The sequence below is a fragment of the Streptomyces sp. NPDC002467 genome (assembly GCF_042889825.1).
Taxonomy (GTDB): Bacteria; Actinomycetota; Actinomycetes; order Streptomycetales; family Streptomycetaceae; genus Streptomyces.
Genome location: NZ_JBIARJ010000024.1, coordinates 1 through 26,823 on the forward strand (window position 1 = coordinate 1; position 26,823 = coordinate 26,823).

Annotated in this window: 20 protein-coding genes; 12 read left to right on the forward strand and 8 right to left on the reverse strand. The window is 71.7% G+C overall.

The window, feature by feature from the left end; genetic code table 11:
* The first annotated feature begins 300 nt into the window (after positions 1-300).
* The 4 genes from cobT to ACFYYJ_RS35430 all read left to right on the forward strand — a co-directional run bounded on the left by cobT (position 301) and on the right by ACFYYJ_RS35430 (position 5,352).
* Positions 301-1,365, forward strand: coding sequence for a nicotinate-nucleotide--dimethylbenzimidazole phosphoribosyltransferase (cobT, locus tag ACFYYJ_RS35415; protein WP_384758583.1), 1,065 nt, complete (start codon positions 301-303; stop codon positions 1,363-1,365).
* 299 nt (positions 1,366-1,664) lie between these two features.
* Complete coding sequence (locus ACFYYJ_RS35420; protein WP_389138483.1) at positions 1,665-3,359, forward strand: phosphatidylglycerol lysyltransferase domain-containing protein; 1,695 nt, start codon at positions 1,665-1,667, stop codon at positions 3,357-3,359.
* 107 nt (positions 3,360-3,466) lie between these two features.
* Positions 3,467-4,057, forward strand: coding sequence for a hypothetical protein (locus ACFYYJ_RS35425; RefSeq protein WP_385134078.1), 591 nt, complete (start codon positions 3,467-3,469; stop codon positions 4,055-4,057).
* Positions 4,058-4,167: 110 nt separating this feature from the next.
* Entirely contained in the window at positions 4,168-5,352 is a 1,185-nt protein-coding gene (locus ACFYYJ_RS35430) for a sensor histidine kinase (protein ID WP_389138486.1), read from the forward strand.
* Positions 5,353-5,633: 281 nt separating this feature from the next.
* Here ACFYYJ_RS35430 and ACFYYJ_RS35435 read toward each other — a convergent pair whose 3' ends face one another.
* The 5 genes from ACFYYJ_RS35435 to ACFYYJ_RS35455 form a co-directional block, all read right to left on the reverse strand.
* Positions 5,634-6,446 carry an endo alpha-1,4 polygalactosaminidase gene (locus tag ACFYYJ_RS35435; RefSeq protein ID WP_389138301.1) on the reverse strand — a complete coding sequence of 271 codons (813 nt, stop codon included), beginning with the start codon at positions 6,444-6,446 and terminating at the stop codon, positions 5,634-5,636.
* A complete protein-coding gene (locus tag ACFYYJ_RS35440; RefSeq protein WP_389138489.1) occupies positions 6,443-7,093 on the reverse strand; it encodes a spherulation-specific family 4 protein in 651 nt (216 codons plus the stop codon). Before ACFYYJ_RS35440 ends, ACFYYJ_RS35435 begins: the two co-directional genes overlap by 4 nt.
* A 74-nt stretch (positions 7,094-7,167) precedes the next feature.
* A complete protein-coding gene (locus ACFYYJ_RS35445) occupies positions 7,168-8,763 on the reverse strand; it encodes a hypothetical protein (protein ID WP_389138303.1) in 1,596 nt (531 codons plus the stop codon).
* Complete coding sequence (gene pelF, locus ACFYYJ_RS35450; RefSeq protein ID WP_385132590.1) at positions 8,760-10,283, reverse strand: GT4 family glycosyltransferase PelF; 1,524 nt, start codon at positions 10,281-10,283, stop codon at positions 8,760-8,762. Before pelF ends, ACFYYJ_RS35445 begins: the two co-directional genes overlap by 4 nt.
* A 137-nt stretch (positions 10,284-10,420) precedes the next feature.
* The gene (locus ACFYYJ_RS35455; RefSeq protein ID WP_389138305.1) at positions 10,421-12,448 is read right to left on the reverse strand and encodes a hypothetical protein; all 2,028 of its coding nucleotides are present in this window, start codon (positions 12,446-12,448) and stop codon (positions 10,421-10,423) included.
* A gap of 346 nt (positions 12,449-12,794) precedes the next feature.
* Here ACFYYJ_RS35455 and ACFYYJ_RS35460 point away from each other — a divergent pair, with 346 nt between their 5' ends.
* From ACFYYJ_RS35460 to ACFYYJ_RS35485, 6 genes are all read left to right on the forward strand, one after another.
* Complete coding sequence (locus ACFYYJ_RS35460) at positions 12,795-14,324, forward strand: leucyl aminopeptidase (RefSeq protein ID WP_385132593.1); 1,530 nt, start codon at positions 12,795-12,797, stop codon at positions 14,322-14,324.
* A 319-nt stretch (positions 14,325-14,643) separates the two neighbouring features.
* The gene (gene lpdA / locus ACFYYJ_RS35465; protein ID WP_360902425.1) at positions 14,644-16,032 is read left to right on the forward strand and encodes a dihydrolipoyl dehydrogenase; all 1,389 of its coding nucleotides are present in this window, start codon (positions 14,644-14,646) and stop codon (positions 16,030-16,032) included.
* A gap of 53 nt (positions 16,033-16,085) precedes the next feature.
* Complete coding sequence (sucB, locus tag ACFYYJ_RS35470) at positions 16,086-17,849, forward strand: 2-oxoglutarate dehydrogenase, E2 component, dihydrolipoamide succinyltransferase (RefSeq protein ID WP_389138308.1); 1,764 nt, start codon at positions 16,086-16,088, stop codon at positions 17,847-17,849.
* Between the two features lie 230 nt (positions 17,850-18,079).
* Positions 18,080-18,703: a GntR family transcriptional regulator gene (locus tag ACFYYJ_RS35475; protein ID WP_385366534.1), complete on the forward strand. Its 624-nt coding sequence runs from the start codon at positions 18,080-18,082 to the stop codon at positions 18,701-18,703.
* Positions 18,704-18,922: 219 nt separating this feature from the next.
* The gene (aceE, locus tag ACFYYJ_RS35480; protein WP_385366533.1) at positions 18,923-21,604 is read left to right on the forward strand and encodes a pyruvate dehydrogenase (acetyl-transferring), homodimeric type; all 2,682 of its coding nucleotides are present in this window, start codon (positions 18,923-18,925) and stop codon (positions 21,602-21,604) included.
* 166 nt (positions 21,605-21,770) lie between these two features.
* Positions 21,771-22,289 (forward strand): DUF4240 domain-containing protein, encoded by a 519-nt coding sequence (locus ACFYYJ_RS35485; protein ID WP_384594255.1) that lies wholly within the window; start codon positions 21,771-21,773, stop codon positions 22,287-22,289.
* A gap of 32 nt (positions 22,290-22,321) precedes the next feature.
* Here ACFYYJ_RS35485 and ACFYYJ_RS35490 read toward each other — a convergent pair whose 3' ends face one another.
* Positions 22,322-23,092 carry an SDR family NAD(P)-dependent oxidoreductase gene (locus ACFYYJ_RS35490; RefSeq protein WP_385366532.1) on the reverse strand — a complete coding sequence of 257 codons (771 nt, stop codon included), beginning with the start codon at positions 23,090-23,092 and terminating at the stop codon, positions 22,322-22,324.
* Between the two features lie 86 nt (positions 23,093-23,178).
* Here ACFYYJ_RS35490 and ACFYYJ_RS35495 point away from each other — a divergent pair, with 86 nt between their 5' ends.
* Complete coding sequence (locus ACFYYJ_RS35495; protein ID WP_385366531.1) at positions 23,179-23,838, forward strand: TetR family transcriptional regulator; 660 nt, start codon at positions 23,179-23,181, stop codon at positions 23,836-23,838.
* Positions 23,839-23,885: 47 nt separating this feature from the next.
* Here ACFYYJ_RS35495 and ACFYYJ_RS35500 read toward each other — a convergent pair whose 3' ends face one another.
* Both ACFYYJ_RS35500 and glnA read right to left on the reverse strand, forming a co-directional pair.
* Entirely contained in the window at positions 23,886-24,455 is a 570-nt protein-coding gene (locus ACFYYJ_RS35500) for a hypothetical protein (RefSeq protein ID WP_389138312.1), read from the reverse strand.
* A 166-nt stretch (positions 24,456-24,621) separates the two neighbouring features.
* The gene (gene glnA / locus ACFYYJ_RS35505; RefSeq protein WP_384594230.1) at positions 24,622-26,031 is read right to left on the reverse strand and encodes a type I glutamate--ammonia ligase; all 1,410 of its coding nucleotides are present in this window, start codon (positions 26,029-26,031) and stop codon (positions 24,622-24,624) included.
* Positions 26,032-26,214: 183 nt separating this feature from the next.
* Between glnA and ACFYYJ_RS35510 the strand changes: the two genes are divergently transcribed.
* Positions 26,215-26,682, forward strand: coding sequence for an RDD family protein (locus ACFYYJ_RS35510; RefSeq protein ID WP_385132610.1), 468 nt, complete (start codon positions 26,215-26,217; stop codon positions 26,680-26,682).
* The last annotated feature ends 141 nt before the right edge of the window (positions 26,683-26,823 follow it).

Here is a 26,823-nt window from a genome sequence, read left to right on the forward strand (position 1 = left end):
GGGCGCGCGCCGGGGCACCTCCTCGGGCGTCGAACGGGGTGCGGTACCGGTAAGTGGAGCGGGTTTCGTTCGACGCCCTGCGGGGGCGCCCCACCGCACACCCGACCCCGACGGCGCGGGAGTGCCAAGTGGGGCCGCCCTGCCGGGGCACCCGCGCGCACCCAGGGGCACGGACGGCGGCAGTCAGGCGGGGCGGAGTTGACGGTGGGTCCGGTGTCGGGGGTGGGGAAGCGGGCCGGGGAAACGGGGTCGGCGGGACACCCCCTGAGGGTGAGCCTCACCGGCTGTACTCTCTGGCAGATGAGCACGCTGAATCTCGACGACTTCTCCGATCTGATCGAGCGCCCCGACGGGGGCGTCCGGCGTGATGCCGAGGAACGCCGTGAGCGCCTCGCCGTGCCGCCGGGCGCGCTGGGCCGGCTCGACGAGCTCGCCGAGTGGCTCGCCGCCGCGCAGGGGCAGGTGCCGGTCAGGCCGATCGAGCGCCCGCGCGTGGTGCTGTTCGCCGCCGACCACGGGATCGCCTCTCAGGGCGTCTCCGCCCGTGCCGCCGGCACCACCCACGAGCTGGTGCGGGGCGTGCTCGACGGGACCAGCCCCGTTTCCGTCCTGGCGGGCCGGCTCGGGGCGGGCGTGCGCGTCGTCGACGCCGGGCTCGACTGCGACCCGGAGCTGTTGCCCGAGGACGTGGTCCGCCACCGGGTGCGGCGCGGCAGCGGCCGGATCGACGTGGAGGACGCGCTGACGGCCGAGGAGGCGGAGGCCGCGCTGCTGCTCGGGGTGCGGATCGCCGACGAGGAGGCGGACTCCGGTACGGATCTGGTCGTGCTCGGGGACCTCAGCGTCGGCGGGACCACGGTCGCCGCCACCCTCGTCGCCGCGCTGTGCGGCACCGACGCCTCCGTGGTCACCGGCCGCGGCGGGATGCCCATCGACGACCTGGCGTGGATGCGCAAGTGTGCGGCGATCCGCGACTCGCTGCGCCGGGCCCGCCCGGTCCTCGGCGACCAGGTCGCGCTGCTGGCCGCGGTCGGCGGTGCCGACGTGGCCGCCATCACCGGTTTCCTGCTCCAGTGCGCCGTGCGCCGTACGCCCGTCATCCTCGACGGGGTCGTCTCGGCGGCCTGCGGACTGGTGGCCCAGCGGGCCGCGTTCCGGGCGCCCGACTGGTGGCTGGCCGGTCAGGCGAGCGGCGAGCCGGGCCAGGCGAAGGCCCTGGACCGGATGGCACTCAACCCCCTGCTCGACCACGGCGTCACAGTGGGCGAGGGCACCGGGGCTTTGCTGGCTCTTCCCCTGGTCCAGGCGGCTGCCGCGCTCGCGGCGGACCTCCCGGAGCGGGCGCCGCAGGAGTCGGCGGAATAAGGCGCCGGGGGCCGCGGCCCTGACCAGGCCACGCCCCGGAGCCGCCCAAGAATGGGCGGCTATGCCCCATATGATCGGTTTTTATGGGAGAGGTCCGTTTGACCAGCGCAGAGACCGACCGTGGCGCCGCACCGGCGAACGTTCCGTCATCCGGCAGGAAAGAGACCGGCGGCGCGCCCGCCGGCAAGTCGGCGGGGGCCGGCCGGGAAACCGGCCGGGAGTCCGACAAGGGCGACAAGGGGGGCGACAGGGGGAACGAGAAGGGCGACGCGCGCTCACGGCGCGGCGCGGCCTTCGCGATCTGGTACCTGCGCACGGTTGCCTTCGTCAACTTCCTCAGCGCCGTGTGGGTTTCGCTCGGGCAGGACCTGCGCAACCACAACGCCGAGGACTTCTACACCCCGTACATGCTCACCGCGGGCTTCGCGTCCGGGCTCTTCACCCTGATGCTCGCCGTCACCCTCGGCCGCCGCAAGCGCGCCTCCTGGATCCTCAACCTCGCGCTCGGCGGCCTGCTGGCGCTGCTCCTCGCGCAGGCCCTGTACCGGTACGAGGAGATCCGCGAGCACACCCAGAACTGGATCTCGCTCGGGGTGACGGCGCTCTTCGTCGGCGCCCTGCTGCTGGGCCGCCGCGAGTTCTACGCCCGCGGCGACCGTTCCAACCCCGCGCTCGCCACCGCCGTCGCCGCCATCGGCCTGCTGGCCACCTCGCTGGTCGCGGCCCTGCTCGTCGGCGCGACCAACACCGCCCAGTACAGCGCCGACGCGACCTTCCGCGACCGCTGGCAGTACGGCGTGATGCGGCTGATCACCCTGGAGCCGCAGGCCAAGATCGCCCACGAGATCAGCACGCCCGCCTGGGTCAACGTCACCATCAACGTGATGTCGATGCTGCTGCTGGTCGCCGTGCTGTTCGCCGCCTTCCGCTCCCGCCGCGCCGTCGACCCGATCACCGAGGAGGACGAGGAACGGCTCCGTGCGCTCCTCGCCCGGCAGGGCGACCGGGACTCCCTCGGCTACTTCGCGCTGCGCCGCGAGAAGTCCGTCGTCTGGTCCCCCACCGGCAAGGCCGCCGTCACCTACCGCGTCGTCGGCGGGGTCTCGCTGGCCTCCGGCGACCCCATCGGCGACCCCGAGGCCTGGCCCGGCGCCATCGAACCGTGGCTGGCCGAGGCCCGCGAGCACGGCTGGGTACCGGCCGTGATGGGCGCGAGCGAGGAGGCCGGGCAGATCTACGCCCGGCACGGACTGGACGCGCTGGAGCTGGGCGACGAGGCGATCGTGGAGACCGCCGAGTTCACCCTGGAGGGCCGCGCGATGCGGACCGTCCGCCAGGCGTACAACCGCGTCAAGCGGGCCGGGTACACGGTCCGCATCCGCCGCCACGCCGACATCCCGGTCGAGGAGATGGACGTCCTGCTGCTGCGCGCCGACGACTGGCGCGACGGCGCGACCGAGCGCGGCTTCTCCATGGCTCTGGGCCGGCTGGGCGATCCCGGCGACGGCCAGTGCGTGATGCTGGAGTGCACCGACGGCGACGGCGAACTGCGGGCCGTGCTGTCCTTCGTACCGTGGGGACCCAAGGGCCTGTCGCTGGACCTGATGCGCCGCGACCGGGATTCCGAGAACGGTCTGATGGAGTTCATGGTCATCGAACTCCTGGAACGCTCCAAGGAGATCGGGGTCACCCAGGTCTCGTTGAACTTCGCGATGTTCCGGTCCGTCTTCGAGCGCGGCTCCAAGCTCGGCGCCGGTCCGGTGCTGCGCATGTGGCGCTCGCTGCTGAGCTTCTTCTCCCGCTGGTGGCAGATCGAGTCCCTCTACCGGGCCAACGCCAAATACCGGCCGATCTGGGAACCGCGGTTCATGCTCTTCGAGAAGAGTTCGGACCTGCTGCGGATCGGCATCGCGGCGGGCCGGGCCGAGGGCTTCCTGGAGGCCCCCGGCCTTCCGAAGTGGCTGCACCGCAGACACCTGGAGACCCGCCGTTGACAGCGCGGACCACATCCCCACTCCGGCAGTTCGCGAGCCGTGAGTGGGGGCCCCTGCTCGGGACCGTCCGGGACGCGCTCGTCCGCGACAAGTGGCGAGCGATCCCGATGACGATCGGAGCGGTCTGTCTCACCTCCGCGTTCCAGGTCGTGCAGAACACCCACTGGGGCTTCCAGCCCGTCCAGAACCTCGGCTCGGTCAAGGCCGTCGACCCGCTGTGGCTGGCGGTGCTGCGGACCCCGCTCTCGCTGTTCGTCCCGGCGCTGGACCTGCCGGTGTGGGGGGCGCTGGCGCAGATCCTGATCGTCTTCGGGATCTCGGAGATCTGCATCGGCTGGTGGCGCACGCTGTTGATCGGTTACGTGGCCACGCTCGCCGGGACCACCTACGCGCGGATCGGGCTCTCGCTCGGCCCCCACCACCCCTTCGGCCTGCCCGTGTCCGACCGGATCGTCAACGACACCGGCCCCTCGGCGGCGGTGGTGGGACTCGCCATCTACGTCTGCTGGCGCTACCGGGCGTACCTGACCGGGGCCCTGGTGATCCTCGTGATGATCGGGGAGATCCTGATCAAGGACAACCTGGCGGGCAAGGAGCACCTGGCGGCCATCGCCGCGGTCATGGCCGTGTGCGTGGTCCGCGCGAAGTGGGGCCCGGCCCGCTCCCGGATGCCGCTGGGCGTGCGGCCGCCTCCCTAGGGGGCCGCCTCCCTAGGGCCTGTCGGCCGGGGACGACTCCGGCCTGGGACGCCGTACCGTGTCTTCCCGTGACGACACACCTCGGGCCCCTCGCGTCCTCCCGGAAGTGGATGCGCGCCCATCCGCTCGCCACCGACGCCGTGCTGGCCTTCGGGGCGTTCGTCGCCATGGTCGTGGGGTCCTTCGCCGATCCGCACGGCCCGCACGGCCAGCCCACCTTCGGCACGCGCACCCCCGAGCCGTTCTCGCTGCTGCTGATGCTGCTCGGCGCGGTCGCCCTGGTGTTCCGGCGGCGCCATCCGCGCGAGGTGCTCGCCGTCACCTGCGGGCTGACGCTGCTGGAGCTGACCACCGGGGAGCCGCGGGCGCCCGTCGCGATGTCCGCGGTGATCTCCCTCTACACGGTCGCCGCGCTCACCGACCGGCCCACGACCTGGAAGGTCGGACTGCTCACCATGGCGGGGCTGACGGGCGTGGCCATGCTCGCCGGGCCGATGCCCTGGTACGCGCAGGAGAACATCGGCATCTTCGCCTGGACCGGGATGGCCGCGGCGGCCGGTGACGCGGTGCGCAGCCGGCGGGCCTTCGTCGACGCCATACGGGAACGGGCCGAGCGGGCCGAGCGGACCCGCGAGGAGGAGGCCCGGCGGCGGGTCGCGGAGGAGCGGCTGCGGATCGCGCGGGACCTCCACGACGTGGTCGCCCACCACATCGCGCTGGTCAACGTGCAGGCGGGGGTGGCCGCGCACGTCATGGACAAGCGGCCGGACCAGGCGAAGGAGGCCCTCGCGCACGTACGGGACGCCAGTCGCTCCGCGCTGAACGAACTGCGGGCCACGGTGGGGCTGCTGCGGCAGTCCGGTGACCCGGAGGCGCCGACGGAACCGGCGCCGGGGCTGGCCGTCCTCGACGAACTCGCGGACACCTTCCGGCACGCGGGGCTTCCGGTACGGGTGATGGTCGAACTCGGCGGGGACCGGGGCGCGGAGCCGCTGCCGGTGGCGGTGGACCTGGCGGCGTACCGGGTGATCCAGGAGGCCCTGACGAACGTCCGCAAGCACGCCGGGGCGGGGGCGAAGGCGGAGGTCAGCGTGGTCCGGGTGGGTCCGTCGGTGGAGGTCACGGTCCTGGACGACGGCGGCGAGCCTTGTGTGGGGGCGGGCGGGGCCGTTGCCTCCGGTGGGGGGCACGGGCTGCTCGGGATGCGGGAGCGTGCCACCGCCCTGGGCGGGTCCTGCTTCTCGGGGCCCCGCTTCGGCGGCGGCTACCGCGTCCACGCGATCCTCCCGACCTGACGGCTCCGGCCGCGCCTACCGGGGCGGGGGCTGCGGGCCGCTGCGCGGGGCCCGTCCCCTACCCGTCCCTCCTCCGTTCCCCGGGCTCCGCCCGGACCCGTCCCGGGGGCTCCGCCCCCAGACCCCCGCGCCTCAAACGCCGGCGGGGCTGGATTGCCCGCACCTGGCGGACGGCAGCAGCCGAATCCAGCCCCGCCGGCGTTTGAGGCGCCGCCGGAGGCGCATTCAGCCCGTCCGGCGTTTGAGGACCAGGTCGGGCGGAGCCCGGCAACGGTGCGGGGTCAGCAGGGGCGGCGCCAGGCGTCCAGGTCGAGGTGTTTCTGCATGGAGCTCAGCTTCAATGCGCGCGAGCCCTCGCAGAAGCGCGCCGGCGGGAGTTCGTACTCCGCGTGGAACACCGCCTTCCCCGCCTCCACGAAGGGGGTCAGCCGCTCGCACTCCGAGTACTCCGCGCACTGCTCGTTCACCGCGAAGTCGAACTCGCCCACCAGCTCCGGGATCTGGTCCAGGTCGTTCTTCAGGCCCACCGCCATCCCCCGGTCGTGCGCCAGCTTCGCGATCAGCCGGTTGTACCGGAGCTGGTCGGCCGCCGTGAGGGGGAAGCCCGTCGTGTTGCGGTAGCCGTCCATGTTGTCCGGCTCCACCGCGTCGAAGCCCTTCTCCCGGCACATGTCGAACCGTTTCGCGATCAGCGGTTCCAGCTCCGCCACCCGGCGGATGTCCAGCCAGCGTTCGCCCTCCCAGCCGTTGCCCCGGCCCAGCATCGACTTCGGGAACGCCTCCGCGTCAGGGCGGAAGTCCTCCCAGGCGCCGGTGGAGAGGTAGCAGATCGTGCGCCGACCCGCCGCCTTGAGCGCGGCGACCTGCTGCTTCGTGGTGTCGAAGCCGTCCACGTCGTACACCGGCGCCTTCACCGAGGTGTCGAGCTTCCCCGAGAGCTGCCACTGCCAGGCGGTCCCCGGGCGGGGCTGCCAGCGCTCCCCCGGGGCCTGGTCGGGGACCGGTTCCTCCTCCTCCGGGGGCGTGGACGACGTGCAGGCCGCCACCAGGAGCAGGAGGGCTGCCGGCAGGGCGGCGCGCAGGGGCGCCCTCATGCCGTTGCCTCCAGGGCGTACGGGAGGGATCCCCACGGGTGCGGGCCCGTGCCGGGGACCGCGCAGTGGACGCCGGCCCCGCGCTGCGCCGCGAGTTCGGCGGCCGGTGCCCCCGGCGGGACGGCGTAGACGAGGTGGCAGAACCGCCCGGCCGGGTGGTCCGCGATCCAGGCGGGGGCGTCGACGGCGTCCCGGTAGACGTCCCAGGGGCCCTCGAAGGTGACGAGCAGGTCGGCGAGTTCGGCGTAGCCGGGGTGCGGGTGGACCCCGTGGTTCAGGACGAGCGTCCGGGCCCCCGCCGCCCGGGCCGCGACGGCGAGCCGGCCGTAGTGGTCGAGCCGTTCCGGGCCGGAGCAGACCTGGTCGAGGAAGGCGCCGTCGGTGGCGTACCAGTCGCGGTGGCGCAGCAGGTCCCGCACCACGGCCGCGTGCGGGCGCCGCCCGTAGTCGGTGTCGACGTACCCGAGCAAGGGGACACCGGCCTCGCGCAGCCGCCCGGCGACGAGTGCGAACCGCTCGTCGGGGGCGTCGCCCGGTCCGCTGTCGGGGTTGAGCACCACCGAGTGCAAGCGGCCCGCGCAGCGGATGAGCCGCTCCCAGTCCTCGGGCCGGTCGGCGGGGTGCTCGTAGAGCGGTACCAGCAGCATGGGGTCCTTCTCCTCGGTCGTCATCTCCTTGTCCACCGCCATCTCGCGCTCCACCGTCATCTCGCGCTCCTCCGTCATCGGTGCGCCGTCGCACGGCCCAGCAGCAGGCAGACCAGGGCCGCGAGCACGCTCGCCGCGGCGCCCGCCACCACCAGTTGTACGAGCCGTGGCTGGCCCACCCCGGCCAGCAGGGCCATGCTCTGCGCGACGGCCGCCGAGGCGCAGACCACGGCGGCGGGCCGGACCGCGCCGAAGGACTGCAGGAGCAGCCCGGTCCACATCACGGCGCCGAGCAGCAGCAGGGTGGCCGCGCGGAGCCCGGTGAGCGCGGGCGCGCCGGGCCAGAGCAGGGTTCCGGCCAGCCCGAGGGCGAGCAGCACCGTCAGGTAGGCGGCGAGGCAGCCGGCCAGGGTGGTCAGCATCCGCCGCCGGAACGCGTCGGCGGAGCGGGCGGCCCGCAGTCCGGCGAGGCTGCCGCTGCGGAAGCGGTACAGCAGCCATTCGGCGGGGCCCATGCTGAGCGTGAGGGCCACCGCGGAGGGTGCGGCCACGGCTTCGGCGGGCCCGCCGGCGAGGACCTCGCCGAGGGCGGCGTACAGCACGAGCAGTCCGGTTCCGAGGCCGAAGACCCCGTACGGGACGGAGTCCCCGAGCCGGGGTCCGCGGGGCCCGTACTCCTCCTCGGCGCCCCGCAGCATCCGCCAGCTCACCGGTCCCCCGCCGGGCCTGGGCCGCACCCGGCCCCTGATCCGGCGGGCGCCGGCCCGCAGGCCTTCCGCGAGCGGGAGTTCCCGTACGGCCAGGGTGCAGGCGGCCAGCAGGGACACCACGAGCAGGGCCACGCGGACCGGCACGGGCAGCTCGACGAAGAGCGCGAGCACGGCCCCGGCGGCCATCGGGCCGAGCGCGGCGAGCAGCACCCGTTCCCGGCCGAGGACGAGCAGGACGGTGGCGGCGCCGACGTACAGGGCCTGTCCGGCGGCGAAGGCGTACGAGAACGGCGGCCCGCCGGGCACGGCGAGGGCGGCGGCGGTGCCGAGCAGGGAGCCGGCGGGGGCGCCGACGAGCAGGGTCCGGCCGGCCGCGGCTCGGTCGCCGAGGCCGAGCCAGGAGTAGGCGCGGTGGGAGAGGGTCTGGTCCCAGACCCAGCCGATGAGCGCGCCGGCCAGCAGGGTCAGGGTTCCGGCGGGCAGTCCGAGGCGGTCCTGCGGGCCTTCGAGCAGGGGCGCGCCGAGGACGTAGGCGAGCCCGGGCAGGGCGAAGATCACCCCGCGGAGCAGGCAGGCGGTGAGGGAGGCCTTCCAGGGATCGGGGGTGCTCTCGGGTTCGGGGAAGGAGCGGGGTACCCGGGCGTAGAGCTCCTCGGCCAGGGCGAAGGAGTCGTGGCGGCCGTAGGTCAGGCGGATGTGCTCGTCGGTCATGCCGTCGGATTCGAGGACGGCGGCGATCTCGTCGGGGTGCACGGCGGCGGCGACGAGCCCGTCGAGGCGGGCGGCGAGTTCGTCCATCGGGTCGGCGGCCGCGGGGCCTTCGCCGCGGGGTCGCGGGATCGCGGGCAGGGCGTCCGCGGCGGCGGCCGCGCCGGAGACGATCAGGCGGCGGCCGGACGGTCCGGCGGGGCGGTCGGCCCCGCCGGGGCCGGGCTGCTTGAGCCAGAGGGATCCGCTCACCACGTGCTCCCGTCGGCGGCGAGTTCGCGGTACCAGGGGTCCGCGAGGCGCTGGGTCCAGGTGTCACCCGGTTCGACGGGCAGGACGGGCTGGCCGGCGAGTTCCCGGTAGATGTGCCGGAAGCCGTCCACGGACTGGTGGAGGGTGAACTTGTCGACGACGCGCCTGCGGGACATCCGGCCGAGTTCCGCGCGGCGTTCGTCGTCGCGGAGCAGGGCGAGGGTGGCGCGGGCCATGGTCTCGGGCTCGCGGGGCGGGACGACGAGGCCGGTGTCCCCGACCGCCTCGCGGACCCCGCCGACGTCGGTGGAGACGGTGGTGCGGCCGCAGGACATGGCCTCGATGATGCTGAAGGGGAAGCCCTCGCTGATGGAGGAGAGCATGACGACGGAGCCGGCGGCGTAGGCCTCGGCGACCTTGTCGATGCGGCCCTCGAAGGTGATCCCGTCGGCGACGCCGAGTTCGGCGGCGAGCTTCTCCAGGCGGAGCCGGTACTCCTCGCAGCCGGCCGGGACGGGGCCGAAGAGGCGCAGCCGCAGGGCGGGGAGTTCCTCGCGCATGAAGGCGTAGGCCCGGACGAGGGTTTCGAGGTCCTTGATGGGGTCGATGCGGCCGCACCAGCTGAGGGTGGGCACCTCGGGTTCGGGGCCGGCGTCGGGGAAGAGGTGCGGGTCGACGCCGTTGTAGACGGTGCGGATGCGGTCCGCGTCGGCGCCTCCGCGCTCCTCCCAGCGGCGGTTGTACTGGTTGCAGGGGGTGATCAGGTCGGCCTGCCGGTAGCCCTCGGTGTTGAGCTCGCGGTAGAAGCCGAGCATGAGGGACTTCACGGGCCAGCGCTGCTCGGCGCTGCGGTAGCCGAGGTAGCGCTCGCGCAGGTAGATGCCGTGCTCGGTGAGGAGGAAGGGCACCTTGTCGAGGTGTTTGGCGGCGAGCGCCGGGAGGGTGGCGAGGCCGCTGCTGACGGCGTGGGCGACGCTGTCGGGCGGGATCCGCACGGCGAGCGGGCGCAGTGCGTGCTCCAGCAGGTCGGTGGCGGTGAGCGCGTCGTGGAGGGTGGGCCGGGCCTCGGCGGTGGTCAGGGCCGGCCGGGTCCAGACGTCCGTCAGGAGGCGCAGGACGGATTCGGAGCGCAGGGCGGGGGCGAGTTTGCCGGCCCGGGCGAGGAGGGCCAGTTCGCGCAGGGCCTCCGAGAATCCGCCGTGGGAGGGGTCGAGCAGCGACAGCAGGAAGGTTTCGTAGACCTCGGTGAAGCGGCGGTGGGCCCTGCCCCGCAGGGCCGTCCGGCGGCCGCGCAGACCGCTCGACCGGGCGGGTCCCCAGAGCGGGACGGCGGTGTGCCGGTAGACGTTGCGCGGCAGTTCCCAGGTGACCGGCTCCCGTCCGGAGCCGGTGAGGGCTATGACGTTGAAGTCGACCTCGGGCATTCCTCGTACCAGTTGGTCGCACCAGGTGCTGACGCCCCCGTGGACGTGCGGGTAGGTGCCTTCGGTGAGCATGGTGACATGACGCCCATGGCTCATGCGGTGTGTCCCCCCAGGACGGAAAAGGGGCCGGCGCCCGTGGGTTCGCGGAGCGCCGGCGCTCGTGTCGCTCGGTACGGCTCGTGGTCGCGCGGACCGCGGCCGTGCGGCTCGCGGTCGCGCGGGACCGCGGTCGGTCAGCTGGGCAGTCGGAGGGTGACGCTGCTCTGGAGCAGTTCCGGTCCGGTCCAGGTGGAGCGGCTGCCCGCGTAGGCGGTGCCGAAGTCGGCCGTGCCGAGGAGCAGTTGCTTCTTGGTGCCGTTGGGGGCGGTGACCGGGGCGAGGACCCCGGCGGGCGCCTTGACGGTGACGGCGGCGCCGATGCGGTAGGCGGTGACCTGGTTGTTGGCGATCGCGTTGTCCCAGGCGGCACGGCGGCCGAGCTCTACGCCGGTGTCCTTCATGCTCTGGTTGACGATCGGCGCGCTGGGCGCGTAGAGCGTCCGGTAGGTGTCGAGGACCTGGTTGAGCACCGGGTAGAGGGTGCGGTCCTCGGCGAGGTTGGACTGGTGGACGTAGTGCGGGCGCGGGTCGTTGGCCAGGACGTGGCGCAGGGCGGTGCGGGCCTCCTGCGGGACGATGTAGTCCAGGTAGCCGGTGTTGACGTCGAGGGCCGCCGGCAGGCAGGTGGAGGTCGCCGGGTTGTCCTCGCAGATCCCGCTGCCGCCGTTGGCGCGGCTGCCGTAGATCCAGTTGTACTCGTCGGCCATCTCGGCGTTGGTGCCCGTGTTGTAGTACACGTTCATCGGGTGGCGGGGCACGGTCAGGGCCGCGCCGACCGGCCGCTGCGCGGGTTCGCGGGAGTTGTCGCTGCCCGCCCACTTGATGCCGTTGTCGGCGAAGGCGCCCGCCAGGTTGGGGTTGTCCTGGGGCTGCTGCGGGGCGGTCTTCAGGCCGGAGTGCTCGCCGGTGACGATCTCGGTCCGGTCGGTGGTGATGCCCTTGGCCGCGGCCCAGTTGTTGTTGTCGCGGATCTGGGCGGAGATCTCGGCGCGGCTCATGTACTTGACGGCGCCGTTGGCGTCCTTGACGCAGGTCCAGGGCGAGGTGGTGGTGTCCTGGACGCAGCCGAGGAAGGGGTGCGTGTACGTGTGGTTCATCCAGCGGTACTTGGCCCGGTCGGCGACGAGCTGGGCCGTGAGGGCGTCGGTGCCGCCGTTCTCGGCCTTCCACTCCTCGCCCGCTCCCGCGTTGAAGAGCATGTCGAGCTTGAAGTTCTTGGACGTCTGCCACTGCGCCGCGTACACGGCGTCGGCGGCGGTCATCCGGATGGTGCTCTCCTTGCCCTCGCCGCCCGCGCAGGCGTAGTCGCCGGGCGTGCAGTTCAGGTCCTTGCTCCAGCGGGCGTCCGGGGCGAAGACGTCGTCGACGTGGACCGCGAAGTAGTTGCGGCTCTGGCCGAGGTGGACGCCCTGGGTGAGCCAGTCGACGATGCCGCGGGCCAGCAGCCGGAACTGCTGCTGGTACTGGTTGTAGCCGAAGGTGACGACCAGTTCGCTGCGCCCGTCGTGGGTGTACTCGCCGACGAGCGAGGCGCGGCCGGAGCCGACCGGGGCGTCGAGGTAACTGGTGTATCCGGCGCGGGGCTTGCCCATGAAGCCGTAGCTCTCGGGGACGAGCGCCGAGTTGTCCTCGAAGGTGACCTGGCCGCCGAGGTAGCCGAAGGGGCCCGACTTGCCGGCGGCGGTGACCGCGGCCTTGGTGCCGTCGAGCTGGCCGCTGTACCCGCCGTTGTCGGTGTATTCGAGGCCGACGCCGGGGTGGGCCCAGGTGTAGGCGTCGACCTGGCGGATCCCGTACGTCGTCTCGTACGCGCCGAGCGCGGCCATCTCGGCCGAGCCCTCGCCGAAGGGGTTCTCGTTCGGCAGGACCACGCCCTGGTACTTCGCGCGCGGCCGGCCGTCGACCGTGTCGCTGAGGAACGCGGCGTCGATGACCGGTCGGCCGGGGGCGCCCAGCTGGACGCGGGTGTACGGGACCCCGGTGTCGCGGAGCTCCGCGGTGATGGCCTCGACCGAGCTGCCGCCGTCGTCGACGACGAGCACCTTCAGGTCGATGCGCGGGGCCGTCGCCGCCTGGGCGGACGCGGCGGGCACTGCCACGGACACCAGCGCCGCGGCGGCCATGACGGCGGCGGCCCTGTTCATCCGGTTCTTTTTGACCATTTCGGCCTTTCCCCCCGCAGGCATCCCTCGACAGCGGCCCGTGGCGGATGGCCGGGCCGGGGAGGCACTGTGGAAATCATGCAAAGGGACCCCACGTCCCCTTGCGAGAGTGGACCGAGTCTCTCGGACCTCGTCAGGTCGACGGGGCAAACCTGGGGCAGAGTCCACAGATGGGTGAACCTCGCGGCCCGACGATCGAACAACTTGACAAACCTTCGAGTGACGTACGGATCAGTCACTGCGCGTAGGCTCATTTCTGGCGGCCGTCGGGCCCGAATACGATCGCCACGGATGGCCGTCCACCCCTTCGGCCCACACATACAAACGGAAGCGAGACTTCACCACCGTGACTGCTCTGACTCTCAGCACTGCCGGCGCTGCGACGCTGCGCGCCGACGCCCTTGTGGTCGGCGTGGCGAAGGGCCCGAAGGGCCCGGTCGTGACCGCCGGAGCCGAGGCCGTGGACAAGGCGTACGACGGAAAGCTCTCCGCCGTGCTCGAAGCGCTCGGCGCCACCGGTGCCGAAGGCGAGACCACCAAGCTGCCGGCGCCCGCGGGTCTCAAGGTCCCGGTCGTGCTGGCGGTCGGGCTCGGCTCCGTCCCCGACAAGGACGAGTCGTTCGACGAGGAGGTGCTGCGCCGCGCCGCCGGTGCCGCCGCCCGCGCGCTGCACGGCAACAAGAAGGCCGGCTTCGCCCTTCCCCTCGAAGACGCCTCCGCGGTCACCGCGGTGGCCGAGGGCGCGCTGCTGGGCGCGTACGCGTTCACCGCCTACCAGGGCGGCGAGAAGAAGGCCACGAAGAACAGCGGCCCGAAGCTGCCGCTCGCCGAGGTCGCCCTGCTGGGCGCCAAGCCGCGCGACAAGGACCACAAGGCCGCCGTCGAGCGCGCCACGGTCGTCGCGACCGAGGTCAACGTCGCCCGCGACCTGGTCAACACCCCGCCGAACGACCTCACCCCGGAGGCCTTCGCCGCCGTCGCGTCCGCGACCGCGAAGGAGAACGGCATCAAGGTCCAGGTGCTCGACGAGAAGGCGCTGCTCAAGGGCGGCTACGGCGGCATCATGGGCGTCGGCAAGGGCTCCGAGAACCTGCCGCGCCTGGTGAAGCTCTCCTACACGCACCCCAAGGCGGAGAAGAGCCTGGCCTACGTCGGCAAGGGCATCACCTACGACTCGGGCGGCATCTCCCTGAAGCCGGCCGGCCACAACGAGACGATGAAGTGCGACATGGCCGGCGCCGCCGCCGTCTTCGCCTCCGTCGTCGCGGCCGCGAAGCTGGGCCTCAAGGTCAACGTCACCGGCTGGCTCGCGCTCGCCGAGAACATGCCGTCGGGCTCGGCCACCAAGCCCGGTGACGTGCTGCGCATGTACAGCGGCAAGACCGTCGAGGTCCTCAACACGGACGCCGAGGGCCGTCTGGTCCTGGGCGACGCGCTGACCAAGGCCTCCGAGGACAACCCGGACGCGATCGTCGACGTCGCCACCCTGACCGGCGCCATGGTGCTCGCCCTCGGCGACCGCACCTTCGGGATCATGGCGAACGACGACTCCTTCCGCACCTCGATCCACGAGATCGCGGAAGAGGTCGGCGAGTCCTCCTGGCCGATGCCGCTCCCCGCCGAGCTGCGCAAGACCATGGACTCCCCCACCGCCGACATCGCGAACATGGGTGTCCGCATGGGCGGCGGCCTGGTGGCCGGCCTCTTCCTCCAGGAGTTCGTCGGCGAGGGCATCACCTGGGCCCACCTCGACATCGCCGGTCCCGCCTTCCACGAGGGCGCGCCGCACGGCTACACCCCCAAGGGCGGCACCGGTTCGGCCGTCCGCACCCTGGTGCGTCTGGCCGAGCGCACCGCCACGGGCGACCTGGGCTGAAGCGGCCCCGTCGCACCTGATGTGAACGCGTCCGTGTGACGCACAGCACCCCGGGCCTTGATCGAACACCGGTCGAGGCCCGGGGTGTGTTCACTCACAACGAAATCCGTAGGTTTCTACGCAGCGGTAACCCTCACTTCGGACAGAACGACCTGCCACTTGCCGGGCCCGGCGTCCCGCGTTCCCCCGACAAATGCGAAGATGGGTTCTCGGCAGGACAGGGCCCCCACCACAGGGCCGAAGAAACAAGCGGCCGTATACCAGCCGCCGCCCGGTCACAGAGGACCGGTGCCCGGCGCACATGCATGGAGGACGTGACGTGGCGAACGACGCCAGCACCGTTTTCGACCTAGTGATCCTCGGCGGTGGCAGTGGCGGTTACGCCGCGGCGCTGCGCGCATCCCAGCTGGGTCTGGACGTTGCCCTGATCGAGAAGAACAAGCTCGGCGGCACCTGCCTGCACAACGGCTGCATCCCCACGAAGGCTCTGCTGCACGCGGGCGAGATCGCGGACCAGGCGCGCGAAGGCGCCCAGTTCGGCGTGAAGACCACCTTCGAGGGCATCGACATCGCGGGTGTCCACAAGTACAAGGACGAGATCATCGCGGGCCTGTACAAGGGCCTGCAGGGTCTTGTGGCCTCCCGCAAGGTGACCTACATCGAGGGTGAGGGTCGCCTCTCCTCCCCGACTTCCGTCGACGTGAACGGTCAGCGCATCCAGGGCCGCCACGTCCTGCTGGCGACCGGCTCCGTGCCGAAGTCGCTGCCGGGCCTGGAGATCGACGGCAACCGCATCATCTCCTCCGACCACGCGCTGGTCCTGGACCGCGTCCCCGAGTCGGCGATCGTGCTGGGCGGCGGCGTCATCGGCGTCGAGTTCGCCTCGGCGTGGAAGTCCTTCGGTTCCGAGGTCACCGTCATCGAGGGCCTCAAGCACCTCGTGCCGGTCGAGGACGAGAACAGCTCGAAGCTGCTGGAGCGCGCGTTCCGCAAGCGCGGCATCAAGTTCAACCTCGGCACCTTCTTCGACAAGGCCGAGTACACCGAGAACGGCGTGCGCGTCACGCTGGCCGACGGCAAGACCTTCGAGGCCGAGGTGCTGCTGGTCGCCGTCGGTCGCGGTCCGGTCTCCCAGGGCCTGGGCTACGAGGAGCAGGGCGTCGCGATGGACCGCGGCTACGTCCTGGTCGACGAGTACATGCAGACCAACGTGCCGACCATCTCGGCCGTCGGTGACCTCGTCCCGACCCTCCAGCTCGCGCACGTCGGCTTCGCCGAGGGCATCCTGGTCGCGGAGCGTCTGGCCGGCCTGAAGGCCGTCCCGATCGACTACGACGGTGTCCCGCGCGTCACCTACTGCCACCCCGAGGTCGCTTCCGTCGGCATCACCGAGGCCAAGGCCAAGGAGATCTACGGCGCGGACAAGGTCGTGGCGCTGAAGTACAACCTTGCGGGCAACGGCAAGAGCAAGATCCTGAAGACCTCGGGCGAGATCAAGCTCGTCCAGGTCAAGGACGGTGCCGTGGTCGGCGTCCACATGGTCGGTGACCGGATGGGCGAGCAGGTCGGCGAGGCCCAGCTGATCTACAACTGGGAAGCCCTGCCGGCCGAGGTCGCGCAGCTCATCCACGCGCACCCGACGCAGAACGAGGCCATGGGCGAGGCCCACCTCGCGCTGGCCGGCAAGCCGCTGCACGCACACGACTAATCGTCACGGGCGCGACGACCACTTCCGCACTTTCGTAAGGAGCAACAGAAACCATGTCGGTTTCCGTAACCCTTCCGGCGCTCGGCGAGAGCGTCACCGAGGGAACTGTCACCCGCTGGCTGAAGGCCGAGGGCGAGCGCGTCGAGGCTGACGAGCCGCTGCTCGAGGTCTCGACCGACAAGGTCGACACCGAGATCCCGTCCCCCGTGTCCGGCATCCTGGCGTCCATCAAGGTCGCCGAGGACGAGACCGTCGAGGTCGGCGCCGAGCTGGCCGTCATCGACGACGGCTCCGGCGCCCCGGCGGCTGCCGCGGCTCCGGCCGCCGAGCCGGCCGCTGCCGCTCCGGCCGCTCCGGCTCCGGTCGTGGAGGCCCCCGCGGCCCCCGCCCCGGTCGCCGAGGCCGCCCCGGCCGCCGCTGCCCCGGCAGCGTCCGGCACGGATGTCGTGCTGCCCGCGCTGGGCGAGTCCGTCACCGAGGGCACCGTCACCCGCTGGCTGAAGGCCGTCGGCGAGTCGGTCGAGGCCGACGAGCCGCTGCTGGAGGTCTCGACCGACAAGGTCGACACCGAGATCCCCGCCCCGGTCTCCGGCACCCTGCTGGAGATCCTGGTCGGCGAGGACGAGACCGCCGAGGTCGGCGCCCGTCTGGCCGTCATCGGTGTCGCGGGCGCGGCTCCGGCCGCCGCCCCTGCCGCCGCCGCTCCGGCTCCGGTCGCCCCGGCCGCCCCGGCCGCCCCGGTCGCCGCTCCGGCTCCGGTCCAGGCCGCTCCGGCTCCGGTCGCCCCGGCCGCCCCGGTCGCCGCTCCGGCCCCCGTGGCCGCTCCGGCCCCGGTCGCCGCTCCGGCTCCGGTCGCCCCCGCCACCCCCGCCGCCCCGGTTTCCGCCGGTGACGAGGGCGCGTACGTGACCCCGCTGGTGCGCAAGCTCGCCTCGGAGTCCGGCGTCAACCTGAACACGGTCACGGGCACCGGCGTCGGTGGCCGTATCCGCAAGCAGGACGTCCTGGCCGCCGCCGAGGCCGCCAAGGCCGCCGCCGCCCCGGCTCCGGCCGCCGCCGCTCCGGCCGCGAAGGCTCCGGCCGCCGCGGTCTCCGAGCTGCGCGGTCAGACGGTCAAGATGACCCGCATGCGCAAGGTCATCGGCGACAACATGATGAAGGCCCTGCACTCGCAGGCGCAGCTCAGCTCCGTGGTCGAGGTGGACATCACCAAGATCATGAAGCTGCGCGAGAAGGCCAAGGCCGGCTTCCTCGCCCGCGAGGGCGTCAAGCTGTCCCCGATGCCGTTCTTCGTCAAGGCCGCTGCCCAGGCGCTGAAGGCCCACGCGGTCGTCAACGCCCGGATCAACGACGACGAGGGCACCATCACCTACTTCGCCTCGGAGAACATCGGCATCGCCGTGGACTCCGAGAAGGGCCTGATGACCCCGGTCATCAAGGGTGCCGGTGACCTCAACCTGGCGGGCATCTCCAAGGCGACCGCCGATCTGGCCGCCAAGGTCCGCGGCAACAAGATCACGCCGGACGAGCTGTCGGGCGCGACCTTCACCATCAGCAACACCGGTTCGCGCGGCGCCCTGTTCGACACGGTCATCGTGCCGCCGAACCAGGTCGCCATCCTCGGCATCGGTGCCACGGTCAAGCGCCCGGTGGTCATCGAGACCCCCGAGGGCACCGTCATCGGCGTCCGCGACATGACGTACCTGACCCTGTCCTACGACCACCGCCTGGTGGACGGCGCGGACGCGGCCCGGTACCTCTCGGCCGTCAAGGCCATCCTGGAGGCCGGCGAGTTCGAGGTCGAGCTCGGCCTGTAAGGCTCTCCTCGGCACCAGCTGTCGCGTACGGCGCCCCCGCCCGGTAACTCCCGGGCGGGGGCGCCGTCGTCGTACCCTGGGCGCTTAGGGGGTGTCCGGCGGACCGCCTGTAACCAGCCTCACCCGGCGCCCGCCACCTGGAACGCTTCGTGTTCGCGCGCGCCGCCGTATTGTCTACGCATCAGGCCCCGCACGTTCCTGCACACCCCTCAGGAGTTGAAGCCCCGATGATCACCCCACCCGTCGTGCACTCGCTGCGCGAGCAGATCCGCGAGCACATCGTGGAGGGGATCGTCAGCGGGCGCTGGAAGCCCGGTGAGCGGATCGTCGAGCGCCGCATCGCCGTGGAACTGGAAGTCAGCCAGACCCCGGTGCGCGAGGCCCTGCGCGAGCTGGAGACGCTGCGGCTGATCGAGTCGGCGCCGAACAAGGGCGTGCGCGTACGGAACCTCTCCGCCGCGGACCTGGAGGAGATCTATCCGGTCCGGGCGGGCCTGGAGCAGATCGCCGCCGAGCTGGCGGCGCCCCGGCTGGCGGCCGACTGCTCGGCCCTGGAGCCGCACGTGGCGGCGCTGTGGGAGGCCGACCGCGGCGAGGACGGCACGGCGCAGGTGCGGCACACGGTGGGCTTCCACCGGGAGATGGTGCGGGCGGCCGGGAACAGCGTGCTGCTGCACACCTGGGAGAGCCTGGGCATCGAGGTGTTCACGGCCCTGTCCATCCGGTGGCTGGGAACCGTCCAGAAGTCCTACGCGGAGGAGCACGAGGCCCTCGTGGAGGCGTTCCGCAACCAGGATCCGGACATCGGACTGCTCGTGAAGCGACATGTCCTGGGGTGCGCGCCGCGCGCCTGACCGGACCTTTTGCCCCGATTTACCCGGCACCGGGTGCCCGCTTTCCTGGCACCCGGTGCCGACTTTTGCCTCACTGACGTTTCTTCGTCACATTTATTTGATCGATCATCGATCAGGGATTTACAGTCGTCGCGGACCTCAACCAGGTCCAACGACCCTGTCCTGCCCGTCAGGGATTTTTTCACCACCTCTCCATTACCCGGAAGGCGGCGCACAGCGATGTCCGACCCCGTAGGAAAGCTTCCGAGCGAGCTCGACCAGCTCCCGGACCGCGACACCGAAGAGACCGCCGAATGGGCGGCCTCTCTCGACGCCGTCGCCAAGGCCGCCGGTACACGCCGGGCCGAATACCTGCTGCGTCGCACCCTCCAGCACGCCGAGGCCGCCGGCCTCGCGCTCCCCAAGCTGCTGGAGACGGACTACGTCAACACCATCCCCACCTCCGCCGAGCCCGAGTTCCCGGGTGACGAGGAGATGGAAGCCAAGATCACCGCATGGAACCGCTGGAACGCGGCCGCCATGGTGACCCGCGGCTCCAAGTACGGCGTCGGCGGCCACATCGCCACCTTCGCCTCGGCGGCATGGCTCTACGAGACCGGCTTCCAGCACTTCTTCCGCGGGAAGGAGGCCGACGGATCGGGCGACCAGCTCTACATCCAGGGCCACGCCTCCCCCGGCATCTACGCCCGCGCGTTCCTCGACGGACGCGTCTCCGAGCAGCAGCTCGACAACTTCCGCCAGGAGTCCGGCGGCAACGGCCTGCCGTCCTACCCGCACCCGCGGCGCCTGCCGTGGCTGTGGGAGTTCCCCACGGTCTCCATGGGCCTCGGCCCGCTCTCCGCGATCTACCAGGCGCGCTTCAACCGCTACCTGCAGAACCGGAACATCAAGGACACCGCGAACTCGCACGTCTGGGCCTTCCTCGGCGACGGCGAGATGGACGAGCCCGAGTCGACCGCCGCCCTGGCCCTCGCCTCCCGCGAGCAGCTCGACAACCTGACCTTCGTCATCAACTGCAACCTGCAGCGCCTCGACGGTCCGGTCCGCGCCAACTTCCGCGTGGTGCAGGAGCTGGAGGCCCAGTTCCGCGGCGCCGGCTGGAACGTCATCAAGACCCTGTGGGGCTCCGCCTGGGACGAGCTGTTCCAGCTCGACACCACGGGCGCCCTGGTACGCCGCCTGCGCGAGGTACCGGACGCGCAGTTCCAGACGTACGCGACCCGCGACGTGGCCTACATCCGTCAGCACTTCTTCGGCGCCAACGCCGAGCTCGTCGCCCTCGGCGGCCTGCTCTCCGACGCGAAGATCGCCGAGTGCTTCCACACCTCCCGCGGCGGCCACGAGCCCCGCAAGGTGTACGCCGCGTACAAGGCCGCCCTGGAGCACAAGGGCGCGCCGACGGTCATCCTCGCGCAGACCGTCAAGGGCTACACGCTGGGTGCCGGGTTCGAGTCGAAGAACGCGAACCACCAGATGAAGAAGCTGACGACCGACGAGTTCAAGGACATGCGCGACCTCCTTGGCCTCCCGATCCCGGACAGCGCCTTCGTCGACGGCAAGGTCCCGTACGGCCACCCGGGCGCGAACAGCCCCGAGGTGCAGTACCTGAACGAGCGCCGTGCGGCCCTCGGCGGCCCCGCCCCGGCCCGCAAGGTCCACCACGTGGCCCTGCCGGCTCCGGCCGACCGGTCCTTCGCCCCGCTCATCAAGGGTTCCGGCAAGCAGGAGATGGCCACCACCATGGCCTTCGTCCGCCTCGTCAAGGACCTGATGCGCGACAAGGAGACCGGCAAGCGCTGGGTCCCGATCGTCCCGGACGAGGCCCGTACCTTCGGTATGGAGTCCCTCTTCCCGTCGGCCGGCATCTACTCGCCGCTGGGCCAGACGTACGAGCCGGTCGACCGCGACCAGCTCATGTACTACAAGGAAGCCAAGGACGGCCAGATCCTCAACGAGGGGATCACCGAGGCCGGCGCCATGGCCGACTTCATCGCCGCCTGCACGTCGTACGCGACGCACGGCGAGCCGATGATCCCGTTCTACATCTTCTACTCGATGTTCGGCTGGCAGCGCACCGCCGACCAGATGTGGCAGCTCGCCGACCAGCTCGGCAAGGGCTTCATCGTCGGCGCCACCGCCGGTCGCACCACGCTGACCGGTGAGGGCCTGCAGCACGCGGACGGCCACTCGCACCTGATCGCGTCCACGAACCCGGCGTCGCTGAACTACGACCCGGCCTTCGCGTACGAGATCGCGATCATCGTCAAGGACGGTCTGCGCCGGATGTACGGCGAGCAGCCCGAGGACGTCTTCTACTACCTGACGGTCTACAACGAGCCGAAGGTGCAGCCCGCGATGCCCGAGGGCGTCGAGGAAGGCATCGTCAAGGGTCTCTACCGCTTCAACACCGCGGCGGACCTGGAGGCGGCCCCGGCCGCCGACGCCCCGAAGATCCAGCTGATGGCCTCGGGTACGGCGATCCACTGGGTCCTGGAGGCCCAGCGTCTGCTCGCCGCCGAGTGGAACGTCTCCGCCGACGTCTGGTCCGCGACCTCGTGGGGCGAGCTGCGCCGCGAAGCGCTGGAGTGCGACGAGGCGCTGCTGCGCGGCGAGGTGCGCACCCCGTACGTCACCCGCGCGCTGGAAGGCGCCCAGGGCCCGGTCCTCGCGGTGTCCGACTGGATGCGTCAGGTCCCGGACCAGATCAGCCAGTGGGTCGAGCAGGACTACACCTCGCTGGGCACGGACGGCTTCGGCCTCTCCGACACCCGTGAGGGCGCCCGCCGTCACTTCGGTGTCGACGCCCAGTCCATCGTGGTGGCCTCGCTGGCCCAGCTCGCCCGCCGCGGCGAGGTACCGGCGTCCGCCGTCAAGGAGGCCCGGGAGCGCTACGGCCTCTGAGCCGTACGGATCCGACCGTGAGGCGGCCCGTCCCTTCGGGGGCGGGCCGCCTCGCGGCGTTTGTGGGGTGCCGGGCCCCGGGGTTCGGCCGAGAAGGTGGGACAACCGGCCTTTGGCCGTACTCGCGGTGGCGGTGCGGGGGTCGACCCGTGATGCTGGGACCGTGATGGACGAGACGGAGTTCTGGGAGATCGTCGACCGTACCCGCGAGGCCGCCGAGGGCGACCCCGAGGAGCACGCCGAGCTGCTCGTGGAGCGGCTCGCGCAACTCGATCCGGACTCCGTCCTGGACTTCGCCCGGCACTTCGAGGCCAGGTACAACAGGGCCTACACCTGGGACCTGTGGGGCGCGGCGTGGGTGCTGCTCGACGGGGCGAGCGACGACGCGTTCGACTACTTCCGCTGCTGGCTCATCGGCCAGGGGCGGGAGGTCTTCGAGGGCGGGGTGCACGATCCGGACCAGCTGGCGGAGCTCCTGGGCGACTTCGACGAGGAGATCGACGGGGACGGCGAGGAGCTGGGGTACGCGGCCGACGAGGCGTACGAGCAACTGACCGGGGCGGTGGCGCCCGATCTCGGCATTCCGGTGCAACCGGCAGAGCCGGGGGGCGCCCCGCTGGACTTCGAGAACGAAGCCGTGCTCGCGGAGCGCTTCCCCCGGCTCTGGGACCGCTTCAGGCCGTAGTGGCCGGCAGTGGTGGCCGTCGGCAGTGGCCGTCAGTAGTGGGTGCCGCCGTCGATACGGATCTCCGTACCGGTGATGAAGGCGCCGTCCTCGGAGCCCAGCATGGCGACGACGCCGGCCACGGTCTGCGGGCCGGCGAAGCCCTGGCCGAGGGCCGGGGCGAGCTTGGCGAAGAGCGACCAGTCGGTGTCCTCGGGCAGGCCGGGGCCGTTGCCGGTGGTCATGCCGCTCTCGATGGAGCCGGGCGCGACGGACACGAAACGCAGGCCCTGCTTGCTGTACTCGGCGGCCAGCGCGTGGGTCATGGACTGGATGCCGCCCTTGCTGGCCGCGTACGCGGACATGTAGGGGTGCGCGAAGGTCGCCGAGGTGGAGCTGAAGTTCACCACGACCGGCTGCTCGCCCGCGAGGAGCGCCGGGAGCGACTCGCGGATCATCAGGAAGGTGCCGGTCAGGTTGACCGCGATGACCTTGTTCCAGAAGTCGAGCGTGGTCTGGTGGGTGTGCGCGGAGCGCAGGATGCCCGCCGCGTTGACCAGTACGTCGACGCCGCCGAGCGCGTCGACGGCGGCGGCCACGCCCGCCTTGACCGAGCCCTCGTCGGATATGTCGAGGACGGCGGTGGTCAGCCGGTCGGCGCGGCCGTCCGCGGCGGCCTGCTCGGCGGTGGCCTTGAGGCCGGCCTCGTTGACGTCCACGGCGTGGACACGTCCGCCCTCGGAGAGGATGCGGTGGACGGAGGCCTGGCCGATGCCGGAGCCACCGCCGGTGATGAGGACGCGACGTCCTTCGTAACGGTTCATGGAACGAGCGTACCGAAGAAATGGCACGTTTTGCCAGGCTGTCAAAGCATGCAATCGCTGGGACGTGCGGCAGGTAGTCTTCACCCGTGAGATCCCCTCGTCCGTACGCTCCCCAGGCCGGCCCCGGAGCCCAGTCGCTGACCGAGCGCCGCAAGGCCGCCACCCAGCTCGACATCGCCCGCGCGGCCTGCGAACTCTTCGCCGAGCGCGGCCCCGACGCCACCACCGCGGAGGACATCGCCCATCACGCGGGCGTCGCGCTGCGCACCTTCTACCGCTACTTCCGCAACAAGCAGGAGGCCGTGGCCCCGCTGCTCGCGGGCGGCGGCGACGCCTGGCGCGCCCTGCTCGCGGAGGAGGACCCGGGCACCCCCCTCGCGGAAGCCCTGGAGCGGGCGGTGACCCGGGCGCTGAGCGACCTGACGGCCGTGGAGGAGGGCCTGGAGGTGACCCGCGGCCTGCTGCGCGCGGCTGCCGACGACCAGGCGCTGCGCGCGGTCTGGTACCGCGTGAACCAGGACTCCGAGGAGCGACTGGCCCCGGTGATCGCCCGGCTGGCCGGCGACGGGGCCGACGAGATGGGCGTACGCCTCCTCGCGGCGGCGTCCACGGACGCGATCCGCATCGCCCTGGAGCTGTGGTCGGCGACCGACGCCCCGGTCTCGGGACCCGGTTCCCCCGCGGAACTCGCCGTCCGCTGCCTTCACGAACTGACGGGCGCGATGCCCCTGCTCCACGGAGGGTGAGCAGGGGCATCGCGCCCGTTCGTACGCGGGTCGGGGGTCAGGGCCGCTCAGCGGCCGCCGCCACCCCAGCCGCCTCCGCCTCCGCCGCCGCCCCCGCCGCCGCCGCCGTTCCAGTTGCCACCGTCACCGCCGCCACCCCCGCCGCCGTTCCAGTTGCCACCGTCACCGCCGCCACCCCCGCCGCCGTTCCAGTTGCCGCCGTCACCACCGCCGCCGCCGCCGTTCCAGCTGCCGCCGTCGCCACCGTGGTTCCAGTTGCCGCCGTCGTTCCAGTTGCCGCCGTCGTTCCAGTTCCCGTCGTTCCGGTTGCCCCAGTCACCGCGGCCGGAGTTGTTCCAGTTCGCGTCGTACCAATTGCCGTCGCGCCATCCGGAGTCGTAGTAGTTGCTGTCACGCCAGTAGCCGCGGTCGCCGCCGACTCCGGCGTTGTCCCAGCACCAGCTGGGCCGGTCACGCCAGTCGCGGTTGCAGCACCAGTCCCACCTGGCGTCCGAGCGGTTGGAGGGGTAGCGCCAGCAGTCGTAGCCCCCGTCACCCCCGCCGCCTCCCGTGAGGGCCGACGCCGAGGCACTGGCCACCGGGAGCACCCCTATGACGATTCCCGCAGCCCCCGCCATGGCTGCCGCAACGATCCTACGGCGCATCTCCATGCACCTCCGAACATGTCGCTTATCGGGCCTTTAAGGTCATTTCAACCCTCGCCCTGCCCGGCCGGGCTGTCAAAGCGGAAAGGCCCCCCGCCACTCTCCGAAGAGAGCGGCGAGGGGCCTTTCACCAGGCACTTTAGAGGTCGAAGTACAGCTCGAACTCGTGCGGGTGCGGACGCTGCGCGATCGGGGCGATCTCGTTCGTGCGCTTGTAGTCGATCCAGGTCTCGATCAGGTCGGGGGTGAAGACACCGCCGGCGAGGAGGTACTCGTGGTCCGCCTCCAGCGCCTTGAGGACGTCCTCGAGGCTGGTCGGGACCTGCGGGACGCTCGCGTGCTCGTCGGGCGAGAGCTCGTAGAGGTCCTTGTCGATCGGCTCCATCGGCTCGATCTTGTTCTTGACACCGTCGAGGCCCGCGAGCAGCAGCGCCGCGAAGGCGAGGTACGGGTTGGACGACGGGTCCGGGGCGCGGAACTCGACGCGCTTGGCCTTCGGGTTCGAGCCCGTGATCGGGATGCGCATGGCGGCGGAGCGGTTGCGCTGCGAGTACACCATGTTGACCGGGGCCTCGAAGCCCGGGACCAGGCGGTGGTACGAGTTCACCGTCGGGTTGGTGAAGGCCAGCAGCGACGGGGCGTGCTTGAGGATGCCGCCGATGTAGTAGCGCGCGGTGTCCGACAGGCCCGCGTAGCCGGCCTCGTCGTAGAACAGCGGCTCGCCGCCGGCCCACAGGGACTGGTGCACGTGCATGCCCGAGCCGTTGTCACCGAAGATCGGCTTCGGCATGAAGGTCGCGGTCTTGCCGTTGCGCCAGGCGACGTTCTTCACGATGTACTTGAAGAGCATCAGGTCGTCGGCCGCGGCCAGCAGCGTGTTGAACTTGTAGTTGATCTCGGCCTGGCCACCGGTGCCGACCTCGTGGTGCTGGCGCTCGACCTGGAGACCCTGGGCGTCGAGCTCCAGGGAGATCTCGGCGCGCAGGTCGGCGAAGTGGTCGACCGGGGCGACGGGGAAGTAACCGCCCTTGATCGGGACCTTGTAACCGCGGTTGTTCTCCGTGGAACCGGTGTTCCAGGCGCCGGCCTCGGAGTCGATGTGGTAGAAGCCCTCGTTCGCGGTGGTCGCGAAGCGCACGCTGTCGAAGATGTAGAACTCGGCCTCGGGGCCGAAGAACGCGGTGTCGGCGATGCCGGTGGAGGCGAGGTACGCCTCGGCCTTCTTCGCGATGTTGCGCGGGTCGCGGCTGTACGCCTCACCCGTGATCGGGTCGTGGATGAAGAAGTTGATGTTGAGCGTCTTGTCCTTGCGGAACGGGTCGAGACGCGCGGTGGTGATGTCGGCACGCAGAGCCATGTCGGACTCGTGGATGGCCTGGAAGCCGCGGATCGACGAACCGTCGAAGGCGAGCTCCTCCGCCGGGTCGAATGCCCGAGCCGGGATGGTGAAGTGCTGCATCACACCGGGCAGGTCGCAGAAGCGGACGTCGACGAACTTGACGTCGTTCTCCTCGATGTACTGCTTCACTTCGTCGGCGTTCTGGAACATCCAACTCCTCCTACTCCCACCCCGGGGCAGGGGCGGGTTTATAGCTCGTGGTGCGTCAGTGCGGTGCCGCACGCTGACCCGACCATAAGCAGACGGGATTTCTCAAGCATGACCCATTTGTTTCGCTCAAGTTAACCAGGGTCCGCTCGGAGTCCCGTGGAGCACCACCGGTACCGTGGTCGGGTGGACAACAGGCAAGCAATCGGATCCTGGCTCTCCGGCCCCCGCGCGGCCGCCGAGGAGATGGGCGTCGACTTCGGCTATCCGGGCCAGGCGCTCGGGCTGCCGCAGGAGGGCCCCGGCTCGGTGGCGCGGTTCGGGCGCAGGCTGGGCGCCGTGGCCCTGGACTGGGTCGGCTGCCAGCTCATCGCGTACGGGCTGATCACCCGCGGCGACCTGACGACGGCGGGCAACTGGACCCTCGCGCTGTTCGTCTTCCTGAGCATCCTGACGGTCGGCACCGTGGGCTTCACCCCCGGCAAGCGGCTCCTGGGCCTGCGGGTCGTCTCGGAGAGCGGCGGCCGCCTCGGCGTCGGGCGGGTGATCCTGCGGACGCTGCTGCTGGCCGTGGTCATCCCCGCGCTGATCTGGGACCGCGACGGCCGCGGCCTCCACGACCGCCTGTCCCGCGCCGTCCAGGTGCGGATCTAGAACGGCGCACGCACACGCGACACAGGGGCGGGGGCGCGGGGGGGGCGGGGCGGGGGGGGCGGGGGCGGGGGGGGGCGGGGGGGCCGCCCCCGGGGGCGGGGGGGGGGGGGGGGCGGGGGCGGGGGGCGCGCGCCCCCGGCG